Source organism: Streptomyces sp. NBC_00448 (assembly GCF_036014115.1).
In the GTDB taxonomy this organism is placed as follows: Bacteria; Actinomycetota; Actinomycetes; order Streptomycetales; family Streptomycetaceae; genus Actinacidiphila.
The window spans coordinates 970,359-989,521 of the sequence record NZ_CP107913.1 but is presented as its reverse complement, the minus strand read 5'-3'; the positions used below and the strand labels follow the sequence as shown (position 1 = coordinate 989,521).

Genomic DNA, 19,163 nt, shown 5'->3' with positions numbered 1-19,163 from the left:
TCCGGCGCGGCGCGGGTGGCGCGCGGGCCGGAAAAACGTAAGGGCCCGGGGAGCACCCGGGCCCGTACGTCGTACGCCTTACGCTGTCTGCCTTAGGTCATATGCCTTACCTGCGTGCCGTCACGAGGACGCCGCCGCGACGGAGAGCAGCACGTCCACGAGGCGGTCCGCCGCGTCGGGACGGCCGTGGGCGCGGGCGCGTTCGGCCATCGCGGCGCGGCGCGCGGGGTCGGTCAGCAGCGGGCCGGCCGCGCCCAGCAGGCGGTCGGCGGTGACCTCGCCGATGAGCGCGACGGCGGCGCCGGACTCCTCCAAGTGCCGTGCGTTGTGCGCCTGTTCATTGCCCGCGGAGGTGGCGAGCGGGATGAAGACGGCCGGCTTGCCGAGGGCGGTCAGCTCCGCGAGGGTGCCGGCGCCGCTGCGGGAGACCACGAGGTCGGCGAGCGCGAGGACGTCGGGGAGTTCGGGGCCGACGAAACCCGTCAGGTGGTAGCGGGCCGTCAACTGCGGGTGCAGCGAGGCCACATGGCGGCGCAGGTCGTCCACGTTGGCCGGGCCGCACTGGTGGATGACGTTCGCCCGCTCCAGCAGCCAGGGCAGCGCGTCGCGCACCACGTCGTTGATCTGCTGCGAGCCCTGCGCGCCGCCGGTGACGTACACCGTGGGCAGGCGCCGGTCGAAGCCGTACAGGTTCAGCGCGTCGATCGCCTTGTCCGGGTGGCCGGAGAGCACCTCGGGGCGGATCGGGTTGCCGGTCACCACCGCGAGGGGGCGCAACTGCTCGGGCAGCAGGGCGAGCGAGGAGTCGGAGGACAGCGCGATCCGGGCGGCGGAGCCGGCCAGTTTGCGGTTGGCCAGGCCCAGCCGCACCGTCTGCTCGTGCAGCACCAGCGGGCGCTTGCACATGCGCGTGGCCAGGCCCGCGGGCACCGCGACGTAGCCGCCGGTGGCGAGCACCACGTCCGGCCGGAACCCGGAGACGATCTTCCGGGCCTGCGCGACACCGAGCGGCACCCGGGCCATGTCCCGCATGTTGGCCGGCGACGCCATCTTCAGCGGGTTGCTGGAGCGGCGGATCTTGCCGGTGACGACCGTGTTGAACGCGATGCCCTCGGCCGGGGCGACCCGCGCCTCCAGCCCCTCCTCGGTGCCGATCCACAGGACGTCGAGCGATCCGCCGCCGGCCGCCAGCCGGGCCTGGAGGGTACGGATCGCGGTGAGCGCGGGATACGTGTGTCCACCGGTGCCGCCTCCGGTGACGATCAGCCGGAAGGAGGACGGGACGGGTGGCATGGCAGAGGCATTGTTCACGCGCGCACACTATCGACTGCGGGCACGCCACGGGCGCCACGGTACGGGCGGGCGGCACGGTACGGGGACGGCGTGCGCGCGTGCGGGCCCCCTTCCGTCCCCCGGCGGCATTACGCTGCCCGGCATGGAAGCGACGCTGATCCTCAACTACCCGGCCCCGATACCGGCCGGACACGAGATCGAGGTGACCGAGTTCGCCGACACGCGGCCGGAGAAGAAGCGCAACAGGTGGTACCCGGCGTGGGACCAGCCCTTCCGGCACCCGGTGATCCTCGACGTCACGACCGGCATCCGGTACATGAACCACATGCACGTCCACCGCGGGGACAACGGCGGCAACAGCTTCGCCCCGAACGACTACCCGCTCGAACCCCGCGCGGACCTCCCGGTCACGCGCGTCTACCGGGCCCGGGTGAAGGCGTGCGCGGTGGTGATGGTGGAAGGGCTCGACCAGCAGCACACGAAGCTCGTCGTCGACGTGCTCGGCCCGGCGGTCCCGGGCGGCCCGGGCGCGAGTGGCCCGAGTGGCGCGGGCGGCCCGAGGGATGAGCCGGAGGACCGCCGCCCCTACTAGCCGGGCTCGCTCTCCCGCTGCTCCTCCTGCTCCTGTTGCCGTGACGGCGGCGGCCAGGGCAGGTCGGCGGGGTCCAGGTGGGTCAGCTCGTCGAGGGTCGGGGCGCCCACTGCGGACAGGCGCTCGGCCTGGTTCTCCATCATCGACTCGAACAGGTTGCGCGCGTCGCGGGCGTTACCGGGGGCGTCCCCGCCGGCCTGCCGCTCGAAGTACGCGAGCAGGTGCCGTCGCACGGCGTCGTCGAGGACGTACCGGGCCCGGGAGGCGGTGAGTTCGACGATGCGCAGCAGCTCGGCCGGGGAGTAGGGCGGGAACTCGATGGTGCGCGAGAAGCGCGAGCTCAGCCCGGGGTTGGCGGCCAGGAACTGCCCCATCTCCGCGGTGTAGCCGGCGACGATCACCACCACGTCGTCTCGGTGGTCCTCCATCAGCTTGACCAGCTCGTCGATGGCCTCCTGCCCGAAGTCGGAGTTGGCGCCGAAGGTGCGCGCCAGGGCGTACGCCTCGTCGATGAACAGCACGCGGCCGCGGGCCGCCAGGAACGCCTCGCGGGTCTTCGGCCCGGTGTGCCCGAGGTACTTGCCGACGAGGTCGCTGCGGACCACCTCGTGGACGGCGCCGTCGGCGAGCACGCCGAGCGAGGCGAGGACGCGGCCGTAGAGGCGGGCGACCGTGGTCTTGCCGGTGCCGGGCGGCCCGGAGAAGACGAGGTGGCGGCTGAGCGGCGGGGTCGGCAGGCCGACGGCGCGCCGCCGCTCGGCCAGCCGGATGATGTTCACCTGGGTGCGCACCTGGCGCTTCACCGGTGCGAGGCCGATGAGTTCGGCGAGCTCGGCCATCGGGTCGCCGGGGTCGCCGGGGCCGGCGGTACGGGCGGGGCCGCCCGGCTCGCCGGTGTCGCCGGAGCCGGCTGCGGCCGCGGGCCTGCCCGCGGCCCCCACAGCCCCCGCCGCCCCCGGCAGCAGAGGGCGCCCGCCCGCGGTGGAGCCGATGACCTCCTGCACGCAGTCGTCCTCGACGGCCAGGTCCCCGCCCGCGTTGCCGGTCAGGACGCTGTCGCGCAGCGTCAGCCGGGCCGTCCCGGTGCCCCGCACGCCCGCCGCGGCGCCGTCGCGCACCGTCAGTTCCGCCGCGTCGAGACGGGCCGACCCGGACAGCAGGACACCGGTGCCGCCGGCGCCCGTGACCTCGCAGTTCCGGGCGGTCAGCCGCGCGTCGCCCGCCAGCGCGACGCCCTCGCGGCGCGGTCCTTCGACGGTGGTGCCGGTGAGCTCCAGCAGCGCCCGGCCCTTCGGCGCGTCCACGCCCTGCCCGCAGCCGGTCAGCAGGCCGTCGGTGATCCGCGCGGACATCGCCTGCCCGACCCGTACGCCCACGTCGGCGCCGGACAGCCGCAGGCCGGTGACCTCGCCGCGCCCCTCCTCCAGCCACAGGCCGATCTCGCCTCCCTGGATCAGCAGGTGACGTGCCGTCAGGACGCCTCCACCGCCGAGGTACAGGCCGTAGCGGACCGCGCCGCGGCTCTCGCAGTCCGTCGCCTCGACCCTGCTGCGGGTGTTCACGGTCAGGGCGCTGACCCGGGCGTCGGCCACCGTCACGCGGGAGAGTTCCACGGTGCTGCCGTCGGTCGCCCACACCCCGCGCTCGCACCGTTCGATCGTGCAGCCGCCGATCTCGGCCCGCGACTGCTGCATCACGTCCACCCCGGACTTGTGGGCGTCGCGTACGACGGTGTCGGTCATGGTGAGCCGGGAGTCGTCGGACACGGCCACCGCCGCGCTGCCGGTGCCGGTCAGGGTGCAGCCGCTGATCCGCACGGTGGCGCTGTCCGCGCGGACGCCGTGGCCCGAGGGGTCGGTGATCGCCCCGCCGGAGATCCGCAGCGAGCCGCCCTCCTTGACCCACACGCCGTTCGTCCGGGAGGCCAGCAGCTCGCAGTCCTTCAGTACCCCCGACACCCCCGTGAGGTACACCGGTCCGGAACGCGCCGTCGACGCGCGCATCGTCACGCCGGTGCCGTGCTCGGCCCGCAGGCTCGCGCCGGTCTTCCCCAGCCCGCGCAGTTCGCAGTTCTCGACGGTCAGGCTGCCGCCGTGGCAGTGCAGCACGGTGCCGGCGTAGTTGGTCAGCGACAGGCCGCGGAAGACCACCGTGCCGGAGCAGGTGGCGGTGGTGCCCTCCGCCGCCACGATGCTGACCGGTCCGCCGACCGCCTCGAACTCGACGTCCCCGGCGACGGTCAGCGCCTCCTGGTACGTCCCGGTCTCGATCAGCACCGACAGCGGGCGATTGCGGGCCCCTTCGAGCGCGGCGCCGATCGATCGGTAGGCGCCGCGCTTGGAGCGCGAGACGTGGACGGTGGCCGGCATGGCGCTCTTCTCGGATGACCCGAGCAGAGCAGATGCCCTTCGGGACCCCTCCCGGCCGCGGCACGAGGCGCGGGAGGGCGCCGCAGCCCGGCGTGACGCGGCGGGATCTGTGCCGGAGATGAGAAGTGCGCGGAAGCGTGCAGGAATCCTTGACGCCTACCTACCTAGAAGCTAGCTTCCTTGGCCATGGCCCGGGTCGCTCGGCCGGGTCCACGACGGGATGCAGAGGACTGTTCAGCGTCAGGGCGTCGCCGCACGCGGACAGGCGGCGCGCCAGTTCACGTCCGTCCACGCCAGTTCACGTCAACTCACCTCCATGTCATCTCCCTTCACTCACGGCGATGCGTGAAAACCCTCGGAACGCGGTGCCCGCGCCTGGCTGACAGCCGAATGCCGACCGGCGGCCGTACGCGTCGAGCCAAGGAACGAACCGAAAGGACAAGAGCCGATGGCAACGACGGCATCAGCGATGACCGCGACAGGGCAACCCGACCCCGGACGGTGGCGGGTCCTGTCGATAGGTCTCGTCGGCGCGTTCATGGTCATGTTCGACACGAGCATGATGAACGCGATCCTCCCGACCATGCAGACCGCCCTGCACATGTCGCCGACCCAGGTGACCTGGGCGACCGCCGGATTCTCGCTGGCCGGCGCGGTGACCCTGGTGCCCGCCGGGCGGCTGGGCGACGACTTCGGCCGGCGGCGGATGTTCGTCATCGGCATGGTGCTCTTCCTGCTGGCCTCGCTGTCCTGCGCGCTGGCACCGAACGGCAGTTGGCTGGTCGGTTCCCGCTTCGCCATGGGGGTGGCCGGCAGCATCGTGATCCCGCAGGTCATCGGGCTGATGCAGCAGATGTTCAGCGGCAAGGGCCGCAGCAAGGCGTTCGGCGTGTACGCCGCGATCGTGGCCATGTCCACCGCGTGGGGTCCGCTGATCGCGGGGCAGACCGTCGACGGCTTCGGCCACCACGACGGATGGCGCTACGTCTTCCTGCTGGGCATGCCGATCAGCCTGGTCGCCCTCGTCCTCGGCTACCGGCGGCTGCCGCAGACCCCGCACAAGGGCGCGGGCCACGGCCGGGTCGACCTCGGCGGGATGGCGCTGCTGGGCCTGGCGCTCGTCGCGATCGTGCTGCCGCACCGAGCGGCTGGTGGCGAAGGCCGAGCAACTGCCGGTCGGGGACCCGGCCAAGGACCCGGTCGCGCTGGGCCCGGTGATCGACGCGGGCCAGCGCGACAAGATCCACCGGATGGTGCGGGCGAGCGTCGAGGGCGGAGCCGCGGTGGCGGCCGGCGGCACCTACGAGGACCTCTTCTACCGCCCGACGGTCCTGACCGGCGTCACGGACTCCTCGCCCGCCTACGCCGAGGAGGTCTTCGGCCCGGTCGCGCCCATCCGCGTCTTCGGGGACGTGGACGAGGCGGTGTCCCTGGCGACGGACGGCCCCTACGGGTTGTCGCTGGGCATCCTCACCCGCGACGTGATGCGCGGCCTGGCCCTGGCCGAGCGCATCCCCACCGGCCTGGTCCACATCAACGACCAGACCGTCAACGACGAGGCGGTCGCGCCCTTCGGCGGCGTCGCGGGCTCCGGCACCGGCGCCCGGTTCGGGGGCGCGGCCAACATCGACGCGTTCACCGAGACGCGGTGGATCACGCTGCGGGGCGACGCGGCGCGGTACCCCTTCTGAGCCGGCCGCCGAAAGGGCCCGGCGGGAGCGGGACTTGACCGCCGGGCCACCCGCGGGGCGATGTGCCCTGTTAGCCTTGACATCAAGCTCACAGGATGATTGGCGCCGCGGAGAGGCCAAGGATGACCATGAACCAGCCCGGCAAGATCTACCGGAAGCGGGTCGCCGACCAGATCCTGGAAGACCTCCGCGGGCAGATCCTCAGCGGGGCGCTGCCGCACGGCGCGAAACTCCCGTCCGAGCGCGACCTCGCCGCGCAGTACGGCGTCAGCGGCCCGACCATCCGCGAGGCGATCCGGGTGCTCACGGCGATGGGCCTGGTCTCGTCCAGGAACGGCAGCGGCAGCACCGTGACGGCGCAGAGCGACACGCTCATCGCCGTGTCCATCGCGGCGGTCGTGCAGTTCGGCAACATGAACGCCCGCGACGTCTTCGGGCTGCTCGCCGTGCTCAACACCTACGCGGTCCGGCTCGCGGCCGAGCGCGCCACCGACGAGGAGGTCGCCCGGCTGCGGGAAGCCGCCGAGCGCGCGGCGGACCTGGACGCCGACAGCGTCGAGGAGGCGGCGGCCAAGCTCAAGAACTACTTCCACGCGCTGGCCGAACTCTCCCACCACCCGCTGCTGATCTCGCTGTGCCGCTTCATCACCGAGGTGCAGATCGGGCTGGCCGTCGAGATGTCGGGCGGGAAGCTCGAACGGATCGCGGGCACGCTGCACCGGGCCAGGATGGACATCGTGGAGGCGGTGGAGCGGCGCGACGCGGACGCCGCGGCGGAGCTGGTGGAGGAGTACCACCAGCGGGTGGTGGACCGTATCCAGAAGTCCCGGCGCGGCGACGAGATGACCTCCTCCGACCCGCGGTTCTCCCAGCTGATGGCGTCCTTGCTGACCAGCGGCGCGGCGCTCGGCGGGGAGCCGGAGGAGAGGTGACCCGCGGGCGGATCGGGGGCGGACCGCTGCCTCGGGCGTGAGCCCTCGTTCCCGCGCGTGAGCCCTCGTTCCCGCGCGTGAGCCCTCACTCCCGGGCGAGCCGCCCGTAGCGCCCGGCGACGCGCAGGTCTGCCGTGATCCGCTCCGCCGCCTGCCGCAGCGGCGGCAGCAGGTCGGTCCTGGCCTGCTCGGCGCTGCCGCCGGCGGCGTGCATGGAGACGTTCACCGCGGCCACGACGCGCCCGGCGCGGTCGTGCACGGGTACCGCGATCGACCGCAGGCCCTCCTCCAACTCCTCGTCCACGAGCGCGTACCGGTCCCGTGCGACCAGGTCGAGGACGGTCGCGAGCCGGTCCGCCGAGGTGACGGTGTGCCGGGTGAGCGGCTTGAGGTCCGCGCCCGCCAGCCGCCGCGCCCGCTCGGCCGCGGGCAGCCCGGACAGCAGCACCCGGCCCATCGAGGTGTCGTACGCGGGGAAGCGGGTGCCGACCGTGATGTTGACGCTCATGATCCGCACCGTGGGGACGCGGGCGACGTACTGGATGTCGTCGCCGGACAGGACGGCCATCGACGCGGACTCGCGGACCTGCTCGACGAGCGCGACCAGGTGCGGCTGGGCGATCTGGGGGAGGGCGAGGTGGGACAGGTGCGCGAAGCCCAGTTCCAGGACGCGCGGGGTCGGCCGGAAGAGCCGTCCGTCGTGGGCGACGTAGCCGAGGTGCTCCAGGGTGATCAGTGAGCGCCGGGCGGTGGCCCGGGCCAGGCCGGTGGCCTCGGCGACGGCGGTCAGCGGCAGCGCGGCGCGGGGGCCGCGGTCGAAGGCGGTCAGTACGGTGAGCCCGCGCGCCAGGGACTCCACGAACTCCGGGCCCAGTTCCTGCTTGGAGGCGCGGGTCCAGGCGGCCGGGGCCGGGCTGTAGGGGGCCGGGCCGTCCGGCGGGGGAGCGGCGGGCGCGGCAGGTCCGCCGCGAACGGCCTGTTCGGCCGGTTCGGCGGGCCCACCCGCCTCGGCACCTTCGCCGGCCTCGGCCGTACCGGACAGCGCGGCCTCCATCGCGGCGACCGTCGTACGCAACCGGGGCAGCACCGCCTCGCCCAGCGACCGCGCGCTGTGCCGGCTGGTGTGGCTGACCACGCTCACGGCGCACACCGCGCGGCCGCTCCCGTCCCGTACCGGCATCGCGATCGCGACCAGGCCGGGCTCGATCAGCTGGTCGTCCACCGACCAGCCCTGCCGGAAAGCGTCGGCGGCGCGCCGGTCGAAGGAACCGGCCGCGTCGGCGCCGGGGTACGGCGGCACCGCGGGGAAGCGGCTGCCGGCCGGGTCGGCGGCGCGGCCCCGGCGCCACCGCTCCCAGTCCGCGCCGGTCCACTCGGCGGCGAACAGCGCGCCCGGCGCGCCGCACTCCGCGGGGAGCAGGTCGCCGATCCGGAAGACCAGCGACATGGCCCGGCGCCGGGTGGCCTGGGCGACGAAGCGCACCCCGTCCCGGTCGGGGACGGCGAGGGACACCGACTCGTCGAGCCGGTCGGCGAGGGCGTCGGCGAGCGGGCCGAGCCGGTCCGGCAGCCCGCAGGCCGACAGGTAGGCGTTGCCCAGTTCCATCAGGCGCGGGACGAGGACCGCGTCCCGGCCCTCGACACGCAGGTATCCGGTCCTGGCGAGGGTGCTGACCACCCGGTCGACGGTGGAGCGGGCCAGGCCGGTGTCCCGGACCAGGTCGCCCACCGAGCGCCGACCGTCGGCCGCGCCGAGCACGCGGAGCACCGCGAGCCCGCGGATCAGCGGGCCGACGGCCTCCGCGGGTGGCGGAGCCGGCTCGGCGGTGGCGGTGGGACGGGGCATCTGCAGGCTCCACGGGGAGGTCGGGACGGGGGTCGGGACGGTACGGGCGGGACGGGTGCCGGGGGGAGTTCGCGGCGCGGGTCTCCTGGCACGAGGCCGCACAAAGCCGCACCAAGCCGGACCGGACCGCACCAAGCCGCGCCAAGCCGTTGACAGGGCGGACCCTTCGGATCACACTCGGGCGTCAAATTGGATGAACTTAAGTTCACCTGGCGAACAGGCTACTGGGGAGCGCGCGGATGGACAAGGTGGTCGCCTCGGCCGACGAGGCCGTGTCCGACGTCGAGGACGGAGCGTCGCTCGCGGTCGGCGGCTTCGGTCTCAGCGGCGTCCCGAACACGCTGATCGCGGCCGTGCACGCCAAGGGCGTCGGCGGCCTGAGCGTGGTGTCCAACAACTGCGGCGCCATGGACTCCGGCCTCGCCGTACTGCTCGCCGCCGGCCGGATCACCGCCGTCACCGCCAGCTACATCGGCGGCAACAAGGAGTTCGCCCGCCAGTACCTCGGCGGCGAGCTGGAGTTGGAGCTGATCCCGCAGGGCACGCTCGCCGAGCGGCTGCGCGCCGGCGGCTGCGGCATACCCGCCTTCTTCACCCCGGCCGGCGTCGGCACCCAGGTCGCCGACGGCGGCCTGCCCTGGCGCTACGACGGCCACGGCGGCGTCGCGCTGGCCTCCCCGCCCAAGGAGGTGCGCGAGTTCGACGGCACCGCCTACGTCCTGGAGCGCGCCATCATCACCGACTTCGCCCTCGTCCGGGCCGCCAAGGGCGACCGGCACGGCAACCTGGTCTTCAACAAGTCCAGCCGCAACTTCAACCCGCTCGCCGCCATGGCCGGCCGGATCACCGTCGCCGAGGTCGAGGAGCTGGTCGAACCCGGCGAGATCGACCCGGACCACGTCCATCTGCCCGGCATCTTCGTCCAGCGCGTGGTGGCGCTCACCCGCGCGCAGGCCGCCGACAAGAAGATCGAGAAGGTCACCGTCACGCCCGGGCAGGTGCGGGTCTGATGCCGTGGACGCGAGACGAGATGGCCGCCCGGGCCGCCCGGGAGCTGCGCGACGGCGAGTACGTCAACCTCGGCATCGGCCTGCCCACCCTGATCCCCAACCACCTCCCCGACGGCGTCCACGTGGTGCTGGAGTCGGAGAACGGCATCCTCGGCACCGGGCCGTTCCCGTACGAGGACGAGCTGGACCCCGACCTGATCAACGCCGGCAAGGAGACGGTGACGGTGCTGCCCGGCGCCTCCTTCTTCGACTCGGCGCTGTCCTTCGGCATGATCCGCGGCGGCCACATCGACGCCGCGGTGCTCGGTGCCATGCAGGTCTCCGTGACCGGCGACCTCGCCAACTGGGCCATCCCCGGCAAGCTGGTCACCGGCATCGGCGGCGCCATGGACCTGGTGCACGGCGCCCGCCGGGTCATCGTCACCATGACCCACACCGCCAGGGACGGCAGCCCCAAGATCCTGGACCGCTGCGCACTGCCGCTCACCGGCCGGGCCTGCGTCGACCGGATCATCACCGACCTGGGCGTCCTGGACGTCACCGACGACGGCCTGCTGCTGGTCGAGACCGCGCCCGGCGCCACCGTCGAGGAGATCGAGCGGAAGACGGCCGCCGCGATCCGGATCGCCGAAGGGATCACCCGATGAGCACCCTCCCGCGTGACGTCTACGTCGTGGACGCCGTCCGCACCCCCGTCGGCCGGTACGGCGGCGCGCTGGCGGCGGTCCGCCCCGACGACCTGGCCGCGCACGCCATCCGCGAACTGCTGGCGCGCACCCCCGCACTCGACCCGGCCCTGATCGGCGACGTCTACCTCGGCAACGCCAACGGCGCGGGCGAGGAGAACCGCAACGTCGGCCGGATGGCCGGGCTGCTGGCCGGGCTCCCGGTCACCGTCCCCGGCGTCACCGTCAACCGGCTGTGCGCCTCCGGCCTCGAAGCCGTCGTCCAGGCCGCCCGCGCCGTCGCGCTCGGCGCCCTGTCCATCGCGGTGGCCGGCGGCGTGGAGTCGATGAGCCGCGCGCCCTACGTCCTGCCGAAGAGCGACCGGCCCTTCCCCGCGGCCCACACCGAGCTGTACTCCACCACCCTCGGCTGGCGCATGGTCAACCCGCGGATGGACCCGCAGTGGACGGTGCCGCTCGGCGAGAGCGCCGAACTGATCGCCGACAAGCACGAGATCAGCCGCGAGGAGCAGGACGCGTTCGCCCTCGCCTCCCACCGCAAGGCCACCCGGGCCGGGCAGCAGGGCCTGTTCGACGACGAGACGGTCCCGGTGCCCGTACCGCGGCGCAAGGGCGCACCGGTCGTCGTCGACCGCGACGAGTCCGTGCGGGCGGACGCCTCGGCGGAGGCGATGGCCGCGCTCACGCCGTCCTTCCGCGCCGAGGACGGCACCGTCACCGCCGGCAACGCCTCCCCGCTCGACGACGGCGCCGCCGCCCTGCTCCTCGTCGCCGAGGACGGGCTCAAGGCCACCGGCCGCGAGCCGCTCGCCCGTATCCGCGCCACCGGCGTCTCCGCCGTGGCGCCGCACTACTTCGGCCTCGCCCCCGTCGAAGCGGTCAACCGCGCGCTGGCCCGCGCCGGCCGGACCTTCGACGACCTCACCACGCTGGAGCTCAACGAAGCCTTCGCCGCCCAGGTGCTCGGCTGCGTCGCCGAATGGCCCGCGTTGGACCCGGCGATCCTCAACCCGCGCGGTGGCGCCCTCGCGATCGGCCACCCGCTGGGCGCCTCGGGCGCCCGGCTCGCCGGGTCCGTCGCCCACCAGTTGAAGGCGGCGGGCTCCGGCACCGGCGTGGCCGCCCTCTGTATCGGCGTCGGCCAGGGCCTCGCCCTCGTCCTGGAAAGGTAGGAGCGTCCCGCATGCCCACCCCGCCCACCTCCCTCACCCCGTCCGGTCCGTCCGCCCCGCCCGCGCCCGGCGCGGTTCCCCCCGGGTCCGCCCCGCCGACCCCGCCGACCCCGCCCAACCCCCTCACGCAGCACGACATCAGCGCCGAAATAGCCGCCGAGCAGCAGGCGTACGCGACCCGCCGCGCGGCCGGCGCCCCCGCCGAGCACCACCCCGACCGCGGCTACGCCCCCTACCGCAGCAGCGCCCTGCGCCACCCCCGGCAGCCGCTCGTCTCCGTGGGCGGCGACCCCGAGGCCGTCGAGCTGACCGGCCCCGTCTTCGGCGCCACCGACCTCACCGCCCTCGACCACGACCTCACCCGGCAGCACCACGGCGAGCCGCTCGGCGAGCGCATCACGGTCACCGGTCGGGTCCTCGACCGCGAAGGACGCCCGGTCCGCGGCCAGCTCGTCGAGATCTGGCAGGCCAACGCCTCCGGCCGCTACGCCCACCAGCGCGACGACCACCCCGCCCCGCTCGACCCCCACTTCACCGGCGTCGGCCGCACCCTGACCGGCGACGACGGCGGCTACACGTTCGTCACCGTCAAACCCGGCGCCTACCCCTGGCGCAACCACCGTGGCGCCTGGCGCCCGGCGCACATCCACTTCTCGCTGTTCGGCACCGCGTTCACCCAACGCCTGGTCACCCAGATGTACTTCCCCGGCGACCCGCTCTTCGACTACGACCCGATCCTGCAGTCCGTCACCGACGAGTCCGCGCGGGCCCGGCTGGTCGCCGCCTACGACCACGACCTGTCCACCCCCGAATGGTCGCTCGGCTACCGTTGGGACATCGTCCTCGACGGTCCGGCCGCCACCTGGATCGAGGAGGGCCGCTGATGTCCCTCGCCCCCACCCCCTCGCAGACCGTCGGGCCGTTCTACGGCTACGCCCTGCCCTTCGCCAAGGGCGGCGACATCGCGCCCACCGGCCACCCCGACACCCTCACCGTCCACGGCCGGGTCCACGACGGCGCCGGACAGCCCGTGCCCGACGCCCTCCTGGAGATCTGGCAGCCCGCCCCCGACGGCTCCCGCACCGGCGCGCCCGGCTCGCTGCGCCGGGACCCCGTCGACGGCCGGGTGATCGGCCGCGACGGCGTGGTCTTCACCGGCTTCGGCCGGGTCACCACCGACGCCGACGGCCGCTACGCGATCCGTACGCTGCCGCCGGGCGGGGTGCCGTACCTGGCGCTCATCGTCTTCGCCCGCGGCCTGCTGCACCACCTGCACACGCGGGTCTACCTGCCCGGGCGCACCGACGTGGAGGCCGACCCGCTGCTCGCCGCGCTGAGCCCGGCCCGCCGCGCCACGCTGCTGGCCACCCCCGACGAGGGCGCGGCGCCGGGCGTCCTGCGGTTCGACATCCGTCTGCAGTCCGACGGCGTGCACGAGGAGACGGTCTTCCTTGCCTTCGACTGATCCCACTCCTCCCACTGATCCCACCGATCCCACTGGACCCGAGCCTTGGCGCGAACCCGCCGACGCCGCCGAGGACTTCGGCCTGCTCGCCCCAGGGCGGGCCGGGTCCGCGGCCGAGGCCGCCACGGGCGACGCCGCGTACGTGCGCGCCATGCTCGACGCCGAGGCCGCGCTCACCCGCGCCCAGGCCGCGCTGGGGCTGGCCCCGGCGTCGGCGGCGGCCGCGGTCACGGCGGCCGCCGCGGTGACCGGCCGCTACGACGTACGCGACCTGGCGCTGCGTTCCCGCGCCGGCGGCAACCCGGTCATCCCGCTGGTCGCGAACCTGACGGCCGCCACCGCCGAACTCGACCCGGCCGCAGGCGAGTTCGTCCACCGCGGCGCGACCAGCCAGGACATCCTGGACACGGCCACGATGCTGGTCGCCTCCCGCACGCTGGCGACGGTGCTGGCCGACCTGGGCCGCGCGGCCGGCGCGCTGGCCCGGCTCGCCGCCGAGCACCGCGACACGCCACTGCCCGGCCGCACCCTGACCCAGCACGCCGTCCCCACCACGTTCGGGCTGAAGGCGGCCGGCTGGCGGTCTCTGCTGCTTGCCGGACGCGACCGGCTCGCGGCCGTACAGAACTCGCTGCCCGCTCAACTCGGCGGTGCGGCAGGGACGTTGGCCGCCTTCGCGGCGTTCGCCGGGGCCGACGACGGCAGCGCGCGGGACGGGGCCGGCGCGCACGACAGTGACAGCGCGCGCGACGGCGACATCGGCCTGCGGCTGCTCGCCGGGTATGCCGCCGAGACCGGCCTCGCCGAGCCCGCGCTGCCCTGGCACACACTCCGCACCCCCGTCGCGGACCTCGCCGGTGCGCTGGCCTTCGCGGCCGGCGCCCTCGGCAAGGTCGCGGCCGACGTGCTGGTGCTGTCCAGGACCGAGATCGGCGAGCTGTCCGAAGGCAGCGGCGGGGGCTCCTCCGCCATGCCGCACAAGGCCAACCCCGTACGCGCCACCCTCATCGCGGCCGCCGCCCGCCAGGTCCCCGCGCTCGCCGCCGTCCTGTTCGGCTCGCTCGCCGGCGAGGACGAACGCCCCGCCGGCGCCTGGCACGCCGAGTGGCAGCCGCTGCGCGAGGCGCTGCGCCTCGTCGGCGGCGCCGCCCGCGACGCCGTCGAACTCGTCGAGGACCTGCGGGTCCACCCGCACCGGATGCGCGCGAACCTCGACGCGACGGACGGCCTCATCGCCACCGAGCACCTTGCCGCCGCACTCACTGCCCTGATCGGCCGCGGTGAGGCGCGATCCCTCCTCGACCGCGCCGTCCGCCGCGCGGTCGAGGAGGACGTCGAACTCGAGGACGCCCTGCGCGCGGACCCGGCCCTCGCTGCCGCGCTGACCCCCCAGCGCCTGCGTCACCTCCTCGACCCCGTCACCTACCTGGGCTCCGCCCCCGCCCTGGTCGACCGCGCGCTGCGCCCCACCCGACCGTGAGCAGGCGCGCGCGGCGGACGCAGTGCCGACCGGCCGGGCGTGGGGCCGGGCCGGGTGGGGGAAGTCCCTCCCCCTGGCCTGACGGCCGTGAGGCGCCCCCGGGTCCGCGGCGCCTGGCACGCGCACTCTCCCCCTGCCTTCGGCGGGTGGGGGCACCTCCGGCGAAGCCAGGGGGAGCGGCCCCGGCGTTGTCGGAGGCGCCCGAGCACGCCCGGTACGAGGGCGATCTCTCCCTGGCCTGGCGTCCGGGAGGCGCCCCCACCGCCTTGCGATGCGGGGGTGCCCCCAGGCCGAAGGCCGTGGTGGAGCACCGGACACCGCGAACCAGGCCGGCCTTTCCGGCCACGTCACCAGTGCGATCCACCGCTGGAGCGGGCCGGCAGGTTCCCCGTGGGGGTCGGTTGGGGGGTGGTGTTGTCCGGTTGGTCGGGGGTGTGGCTCTGCTGGTCGGAGGGGTGGGCCTGGTGGGCGTGGTGAGGGTCCGCGGCCAGGGCGCCCAGGACGCCGGAGTACCCGCACCGTTGGGACCGGCCGCCGCGCTGTCCTGCCGGGAGTGCGGCACCCGCTACCCGCTGAGCCCGGCCTTCGCCTGCCTGGAGTGTTTCGGGCCGCTCGAAGTGGCCTACGACCTGCCGACCGGCGACCCCGAGGCGTTGCGCGCGCGGAGACCGGCGCGCGGTGGGGGTCGGCCGGCTGCTGCCGGTCCGGCCGACCGGGGGAATGGCCCGAACGACGGGCGGCGCGGGTCGGAGGGAGCGTACCGCCGGCCGCGCTCGCGCCCGACCCTACGAAGAAGCAGGCGCCGCCGGCCCGTCGGCGGCGTCACCGAGCGGCCTGAGGAGAACGTATGACGAACCTGTTGCACCACCGGGTGGACGGCGCCGGCGGCGCGCCGCCGCTCCTCCTCGGCCCGTCCCTCGGCACGTCGCTCGCGGTGTGGGACGCCCAGGTCCCGGCGCTGGCGCGTACGCATCGGGTGATCCGCTACGACCTGCCCGGGCACGGCCGTTCGCCGGCGCGGCTGCCCGCGAGCGGCGCCACTGTCGCCGACCTCGGGCGCATGGTGTTGGAACTCGCCGACAGCCTCGGGGTGGAGGGCTTCGCGTACGGCGGGGTGTCGCTCGGGGGCGCGGTCGGCACGTGGCTCGCGGTGCACCACGCCGAGCGGGTCCGCAGCCTCGCGCTGGTGTGCACGTCGGCGCGGTTCGGCGAGCCGTCCGGCTGGCGGGAGCGCGCTGCGCTGGTACGGGCGGAGGGCACCGGGCCGGTCGCCGACACCGCCGTGCACCGGTGGTTCACCCCGGCGTTCGCCGGCGCGCCGGCCGCGGCGGCGCTGGTGGCCGACGCGCGGGCCGCGGACCCGGAGGCGTACGCGGCCTGCTGCGACGCGCTGGCCGCCTTCGACCTGCGCGCGGAGCTGGCGGGCATCACCGTACCGACCTGCGTGATCGCCGGCCGGGACGACCCGGCGACGCCACCCGCGCACGCGCGCGAGCTGGCCGACGGGATCGCCGGGGCGAGCCTGACCGAGGTCGGTCACGCGGCCCACCTGGCGAACGTCGAACGGCCCGGGCCCGTACTGGCCGCGCTGACCGCGCACTTGGCGGACGGGCCGGACGGCGGTGCCTCCGGTGGGCTCTCCGACGGCCCCTCCGACGACACCTCCCGGCACGCGGCGGGGATGGCGGTGCGCCGGGCCGTGCTGGGCGACGCGCACGTCGACCGGGCGGCGACCCGCAGCACCGACTTCACCGCGCCGTTCCAGGACCTCATCACCCGCTACGCGTGGGGCGAGATCTGGACCCGCCCGGGCCTGAGCCGCAAGACCCGCAGTTGCGTCACCCTCACCGCGCTGGTCGCGCGCGGCCACCACGACGAACTGGCCATGCACGTGCGCGCGGCCCTCCGCAACGGCCTGACCCCCGACGAGATCCAGGAAGTCCTGCTCCAGTCGGCCGTGTACTGCGGGGTGCCCGCGGCCAACTCCGCCTTCGCCATCGCCAACCGGGTCCTCGAAGAGGACCGGGCCGAAGAAGAAGAGGGGCACTGATCCTCATGCACACCCCCAACCACACCACCGTCGGCATCATCGGCGGCGGCCCGGCGGGGCTGCTCCTCGCCCGGCTGCTGCACCGTTCCGGCGTCGAGTGCGTGGTCCTGGAGAGCCGCGACCGCGACTATGTCGAGCAGCGCCAACGCGCCGGCATCCTCGAACAGTCCACGGTGGACGTGCTGCGGTCCTCCGGCGCCGGCGAGCGGCTCGACCGCGAGGCCCTCGTCCACGACGGCATCGAGCTGCGCTGGGACCGCAGGTCGCACCGCATCGACTTCCCGTCCCTCACCGGCGGCCGCCGGGTCTGGGTCTACGCCCAGACCGAGGTCTGCAAGGACCTGATCGCCCTCCAACTGGAGGACGGCGCCCCGCTGCTCTTCGAGGCCCACGTGCGGGCGGTCGAGGGCGCCGACACCGACCGGCCGGTGGTCCACTACACGCACGAGGGCCAGGACAGGACCCTCACCTGCGACTACGTGGTGGGTTGCGACGGCTTCCACGGCGTCACCCGCGACGCGGTGCCGGAGCGCGTCCGGCGCACCTACGAACGCGTCTACCCCTACTCCTGGTTCGGGGTCCTCGCCGACGTGCCGCCGTCCAGCGACGAACTGGTCTACGCCCACTCGCCGCGTGGCTTCGCGCTGCTGAGCATGCGCTCGCCGACCGTCAGCCGGCTCTACCTCCAGGTCCCCAACGGCACCGATCCCGCCGGCTGGACCGACGAGCGGATCTGGGACGAGCTGGACGCGCGCTTCGCGGTGGACGGCGGCTGGACGCTGAAGCGCGGGCCCATCACCTCCAAGGGGGTGCTGCCGATGCGCAGCTTCGTCTCGGAGCCGATGAGCCACGGCCGGGTCTTCCTGGCCGGCGACGCCGCGCACATCGTGCCGCCCACCGGCGCCAAGGGGCTCAACCTCGCGGCGGCCGACGTGATCGTGCTGGCCAGGGCGTTCGCCGAGCTGAAGGAGGCCGGCTCCACCGCGGGGCTGGAGGCGTACTCGGCGACCTGCCTGCGGCGGGTCTGGCGGGCCGAGCACTTCTCCTCCTTCATGACCGGCACGCTGCACACCGACCCGGCGCAGGGTCCGTTCGAGACCCGGCTCCAGATCTCCCAGCTCGACCGGATCGCGGCGTCCCCGCACGCGGCCGCCGAACTCGCCGAGAACTACGCGGGGTTGCCGATCGGCTGACCCGGCGGCTGCACGCGGCTTTCGTTCCGACCCGCCTTCGCCCCGCTCCGCTCTCGTCCCAACCCGCCGCCGGCCGCGGCGCGTCGCCGGTCGCCCGCTGACGGCTGCCCGCCGTTACCGCCGTGCCGCCGTACCCGCCTGTCCCGGCGGGTACGGCGGCTTCTTTGCGTCCCGGGGCGCGGTGGGCCGGCGCGCCGCTCCGCACAGGATGCGGCGAAAGACGTCGCCTACCTTGACACCAAGCTACTAAGAAGGTTGTGTGGATCGCGACGCCAGGACGCCCTCGGCGGGACGTGCCGTTCACGGGACCGCCGGTTCGTGCGTCCACGCCGGCCGCACGAGCCGGCCACCCCACCCCGGCCGCACACGGGCTCACACCGGACACCGGAGGACAGCGATGAAGATCGCGCCGTACGACGAGAACGCGTACAAGATGGACCACCCCAGAGGGACGGTCTCGTTCAACTACCTGCTGATGGGGGACCGCGGCAAGCCGCTGGAGAACTACCGCTACATCCTCGGCCGGCAGGAAGCCGACTTCCGCATGCCCCGGCACTGCCACACCTTCGAGCAGATCCGCCTGCCGATCGTCGGCGACATGAACCTGGGCGAGCAGGGGATTCTGCGCGAGGGCGAGGTCGGCTACTTCCCCGAGGGGCAGACCTACGGGCCGCAGGACGACCCGCTCGGCGACCCGAAGCAGCTCCAGCTGGTGCTCCAGTTCGGCGGCGCCTCCGCGCTCGGCATGGGGGCCGGCCGCGGCCGCGGCCCGGACAACAAGGAGGCGCGGGCCGAGCGGCGCGAGCGCCGGCCGACGAAGTTCCCGCGGCCGCGCTACAACGGCGTGGTGATCAGCAACCCCGCGCACTTCAACTGGGTGCCGGTGGCCGGGGCGACCGGGGTCGAGCGCAAGCACATCGGCACGTACACCGAGCGGCGTTTCTGGATCGAGTTCCTCAAGATCGAGGCCGGCGCCGAGTGGATCTGCGCGCGCGAGGAGGCGCGCCGGCTGACCGTGGTGCTCTCCGGCGCGGGCACCGTCGAGGACACCGAGATCGGCCGGCTCGGCGCGGTCGAGGCCGACTCGGGGGAGAAGGCGCGCTACGTCGCGACCTCGGAGCTGCTGCTCTTCACGGTGGGCCTGCCGCCGATCCACGTGCCGGCCGTGCCCTCCGACCAGTTCGACCTCGTCACGACCGACGGCGGGATCAGGTTCGAGAACTCCCGGGACGCCGACGCCGGTTGAGCCCGGCGCGTTCGCGGCCGGGTGCGCCGGCGACTCCGGCTCCGGCAGCTGGGCGATTGGCGGTCGGCGGGCGGTTGGCGGTTGGCGGTCGGCGGCTCGGGGCGCGCGGGCGGACCCGGGCCGCGCCCCGCCCGGTCG

14 protein-coding genes and 3 pseudogenes are annotated in these 19,163 nt (G+C 74.5%); 14 read left to right on the top strand and 3 right to left on the bottom strand.

From position 1 onward, the window contains the following. Nucleotides 1-120: 120 nt before the first annotated feature. A complete protein-coding gene (locus OG370_RS04220; protein ID WP_328473770.1) occupies nt 121-1,293 on the bottom strand; it encodes a UDP-N-acetylglucosamine--N-acetylmuramyl-(pentapeptide) pyrophosphoryl-undecaprenol N-acetylglucosamine transferase in 1,173 nt (390 codons plus the stop codon). A 142-nt stretch (nt 1,294-1,435) separates the two neighbouring features. Here OG370_RS04220 and OG370_RS04215 point away from each other — a divergent pair, with 142 nt between their 5' ends. Next, nucleotides 1,436-1,885, top strand: coding sequence for a hypothetical protein (locus OG370_RS04215; protein ID WP_328460718.1), 450 nt, complete (start codon nt 1,436-1,438; stop codon nt 1,883-1,885). Here the strand turns inward: OG370_RS04215 and OG370_RS04210 are convergent. Next, on the bottom strand, nt 1,882-4,254 hold the full coding sequence (locus OG370_RS04210) for a right-handed parallel beta-helix repeat-containing protein (protein ID WP_328460716.1): 2,373 nt from the start codon (nt 4,252-4,254) through the stop codon (nt 1,882-1,884). The genes OG370_RS04215 and OG370_RS04210 overlap by 4 nt on opposite strands. Before the next feature lie 448 nt (nt 4,255-4,702). On the opposite strand from OG370_RS04210, the pseudogene OG370_RS41415 reads away from it, so the two are divergent. The 3 genes and pseudogenes from OG370_RS41415 to OG370_RS04195 form a co-directional block, all read left to right on the top strand. Next, nucleotides 4,703-5,263, top strand: a pseudogene (locus tag OG370_RS41415) (MFS transporter); the annotation flags it as partial. Between the two features lie 133 nt (nt 5,264-5,396). Beyond that, nucleotides 5,397-5,945, top strand: a pseudogene (locus OG370_RS04200) (aldehyde dehydrogenase family protein); the annotation flags it as partial. A gap of 122 nt (nt 5,946-6,067) precedes the next feature. Beyond that, nucleotides 6,068-6,877, top strand: a complete 810-nt coding sequence (locus OG370_RS04195) for a FadR/GntR family transcriptional regulator (RefSeq protein ID WP_328460712.1) — start codon at nt 6,068-6,070, stop codon at nt 6,875-6,877. An 85-nt stretch (nt 6,878-6,962) separates the two neighbouring features. On the opposite strand, the gene OG370_RS04190 is transcribed toward OG370_RS04195, so the two are convergent. Beyond that, nucleotides 6,963-8,723 carry an IclR family transcriptional regulator domain-containing protein gene (locus OG370_RS04190; protein WP_328460710.1) on the bottom strand — a complete coding sequence of 587 codons (1,761 nt, stop codon included), beginning with the start codon at nt 8,721-8,723 and terminating at the stop codon, nt 6,963-6,965. A 239-nt stretch (nt 8,724-8,962) separates the two neighbouring features. On the opposite strand from OG370_RS04190, the gene OG370_RS04185 reads away from it, so the two are divergent. From OG370_RS04185 to OG370_RS04140, 10 genes and pseudogenes are all read left to right on the top strand, one after another. Then, nucleotides 8,963-9,733, top strand: a complete 771-nt coding sequence (locus OG370_RS04185; protein ID WP_328460704.1) for a CoA transferase subunit A — start codon at nt 8,963-8,965, stop codon at nt 9,731-9,733. Further along, nucleotides 9,733-10,380: a CoA transferase subunit B gene (locus tag OG370_RS04180; protein ID WP_328460702.1), complete on the top strand. Its 648-nt coding sequence runs from the start codon at nt 9,733-9,735 to the stop codon at nt 10,378-10,380. The genes OG370_RS04185 and OG370_RS04180 overlap by 1 nt, the downstream gene beginning before the upstream one ends. Beyond that, nucleotides 10,377-11,591 carry a thiolase family protein gene (locus tag OG370_RS04175; protein WP_328460700.1) on the top strand — a complete coding sequence of 405 codons (1,215 nt, stop codon included), beginning with the start codon at nt 10,377-10,379 and terminating at the stop codon, nt 11,589-11,591. Before OG370_RS04180 ends, OG370_RS04175 begins: the two co-directional genes overlap by 4 nt. 11 nt (nt 11,592-11,602) lie before the next feature. Beyond that, on the top strand, nt 11,603-12,475 hold the full coding sequence (gene pcaH, locus OG370_RS04170; protein ID WP_328460698.1) for a protocatechuate 3,4-dioxygenase subunit beta: 873 nt from the start codon (nt 11,603-11,605) through the stop codon (nt 12,473-12,475). Next, entirely contained in the window at nt 12,475-13,056 is a 582-nt protein-coding gene (gene pcaG, locus OG370_RS04165; protein WP_328460696.1) for a protocatechuate 3,4-dioxygenase subunit alpha, read from the top strand. Before pcaH ends, pcaG begins: the two co-directional genes overlap by 1 nt. A gap of 82 nt (nt 13,057-13,138) precedes the next feature. Then, nucleotides 13,139-14,536, top strand: a complete 1,398-nt coding sequence (gene pcaB / locus OG370_RS04160; RefSeq protein WP_328473768.1) for a 3-carboxy-cis,cis-muconate cycloisomerase — start codon at nt 13,139-13,141, stop codon at nt 14,534-14,536. 473 nt (nt 14,537-15,009) lie between these two features. Beyond that, nucleotides 15,010-15,198 (top strand): annotated as a pseudogene (locus OG370_RS04155) (threonine synthase); the annotation flags it as partial. A 185-nt stretch (nt 15,199-15,383) separates the two neighbouring features. Then, the gene (pcaDC, locus tag OG370_RS04150) at nt 15,384-16,586 is read left to right on the top strand and encodes a bifunctional 3-oxoadipate enol-lactonase/4-carboxymuconolactone decarboxylase PcaDC (protein WP_328460694.1); all 1,203 of its coding nucleotides are present in this window, start codon (nt 15,384-15,386) and stop codon (nt 16,584-16,586) included. 5 nt (nt 16,587-16,591) lie between these two features. Continuing rightward, nucleotides 16,592-17,779, top strand: a complete 1,188-nt coding sequence (locus tag OG370_RS04145) for a 4-hydroxybenzoate 3-monooxygenase (protein ID WP_328460692.1) — start codon at nt 16,592-16,594, stop codon at nt 17,777-17,779. Between the two features lie 397 nt (nt 17,780-18,176). Next, complete coding sequence (locus OG370_RS04140) at nt 18,177-19,025, top strand: hypothetical protein (protein WP_328460690.1); 849 nt, start codon at nt 18,177-18,179, stop codon at nt 19,023-19,025. The last annotated feature ends 138 nt before the right edge of the window (nt 19,026-19,163 follow it).

What these genes read in the sequence shown, in the direction of transcription:
- OG370_RS04215 (WP_328460718.1), top strand. Translation starts at nt 1,436, where the DNA reads ATGGAAGCGACGCTGATCCTCAACTACCCGGCCCCGATACCGGCCGGA.
- pcaH (WP_328460698.1), top strand. Translation starts at nt 11,603, where the DNA reads ATGCCCACCCCGCCCACCTCCCTCACCCCGTCCGGTCCGTCCGCCCCG.
- pcaG (WP_328460696.1), top strand. Translation starts at nt 12,475, where the DNA reads ATGTCCCTCGCCCCCACCCCCTCGCAGACCGTCGGGCCGTTCTACGGC.
- OG370_RS04185 (WP_328460704.1), top strand. Translation starts at nt 8,963, where the DNA reads ATGGACAAGGTGGTCGCCTCGGCCGACGAGGCCGTGTCCGACGTCGAG.
- pcaDC (WP_328460694.1), top strand. Translation starts at nt 15,384, where the DNA reads ATGACGAACCTGTTGCACCACCGGGTGGACGGCGCCGGCGGCGCGCCG.
- OG370_RS04175 (WP_328460700.1), top strand. Translation starts at nt 10,377, where the DNA reads ATGAGCACCCTCCCGCGTGACGTCTACGTCGTGGACGCCGTCCGCACC.
- OG370_RS04190 (WP_328460710.1), bottom strand. Translation starts at nt 8,723, where the DNA reads ATGCCCCGTCCCACCGCCACCGCCGAGCCGGCTCCGCCACCCGCGGAG.
- OG370_RS04195 (WP_328460712.1), top strand. Translation starts at nt 6,068, where the DNA reads ATGACCATGAACCAGCCCGGCAAGATCTACCGGAAGCGGGTCGCCGAC.
- OG370_RS04180 (WP_328460702.1), top strand. Translation starts at nt 9,733, where the DNA reads ATGCCGTGGACGCGAGACGAGATGGCCGCCCGGGCCGCCCGGGAGCTG.
- OG370_RS04145 (WP_328460692.1), top strand. Translation starts at nt 16,592, where the DNA reads ATGCACACCCCCAACCACACCACCGTCGGCATCATCGGCGGCGGCCCG.
- OG370_RS04140 (WP_328460690.1), top strand. Translation starts at nt 18,177, where the DNA reads ATGAAGATCGCGCCGTACGACGAGAACGCGTACAAGATGGACCACCCC.
- OG370_RS04220 (WP_328473770.1), bottom strand. Translation starts at nt 1,293, where the DNA reads ATGCCACCCGTCCCGTCCTCCTTCCGGCTGATCGTCACCGGAGGCGGC.
- OG370_RS04210 (WP_328460716.1), bottom strand. Translation starts at nt 4,254, where the DNA reads ATGCCGGCCACCGTCCACGTCTCGCGCTCCAAGCGCGGCGCCTACCGA.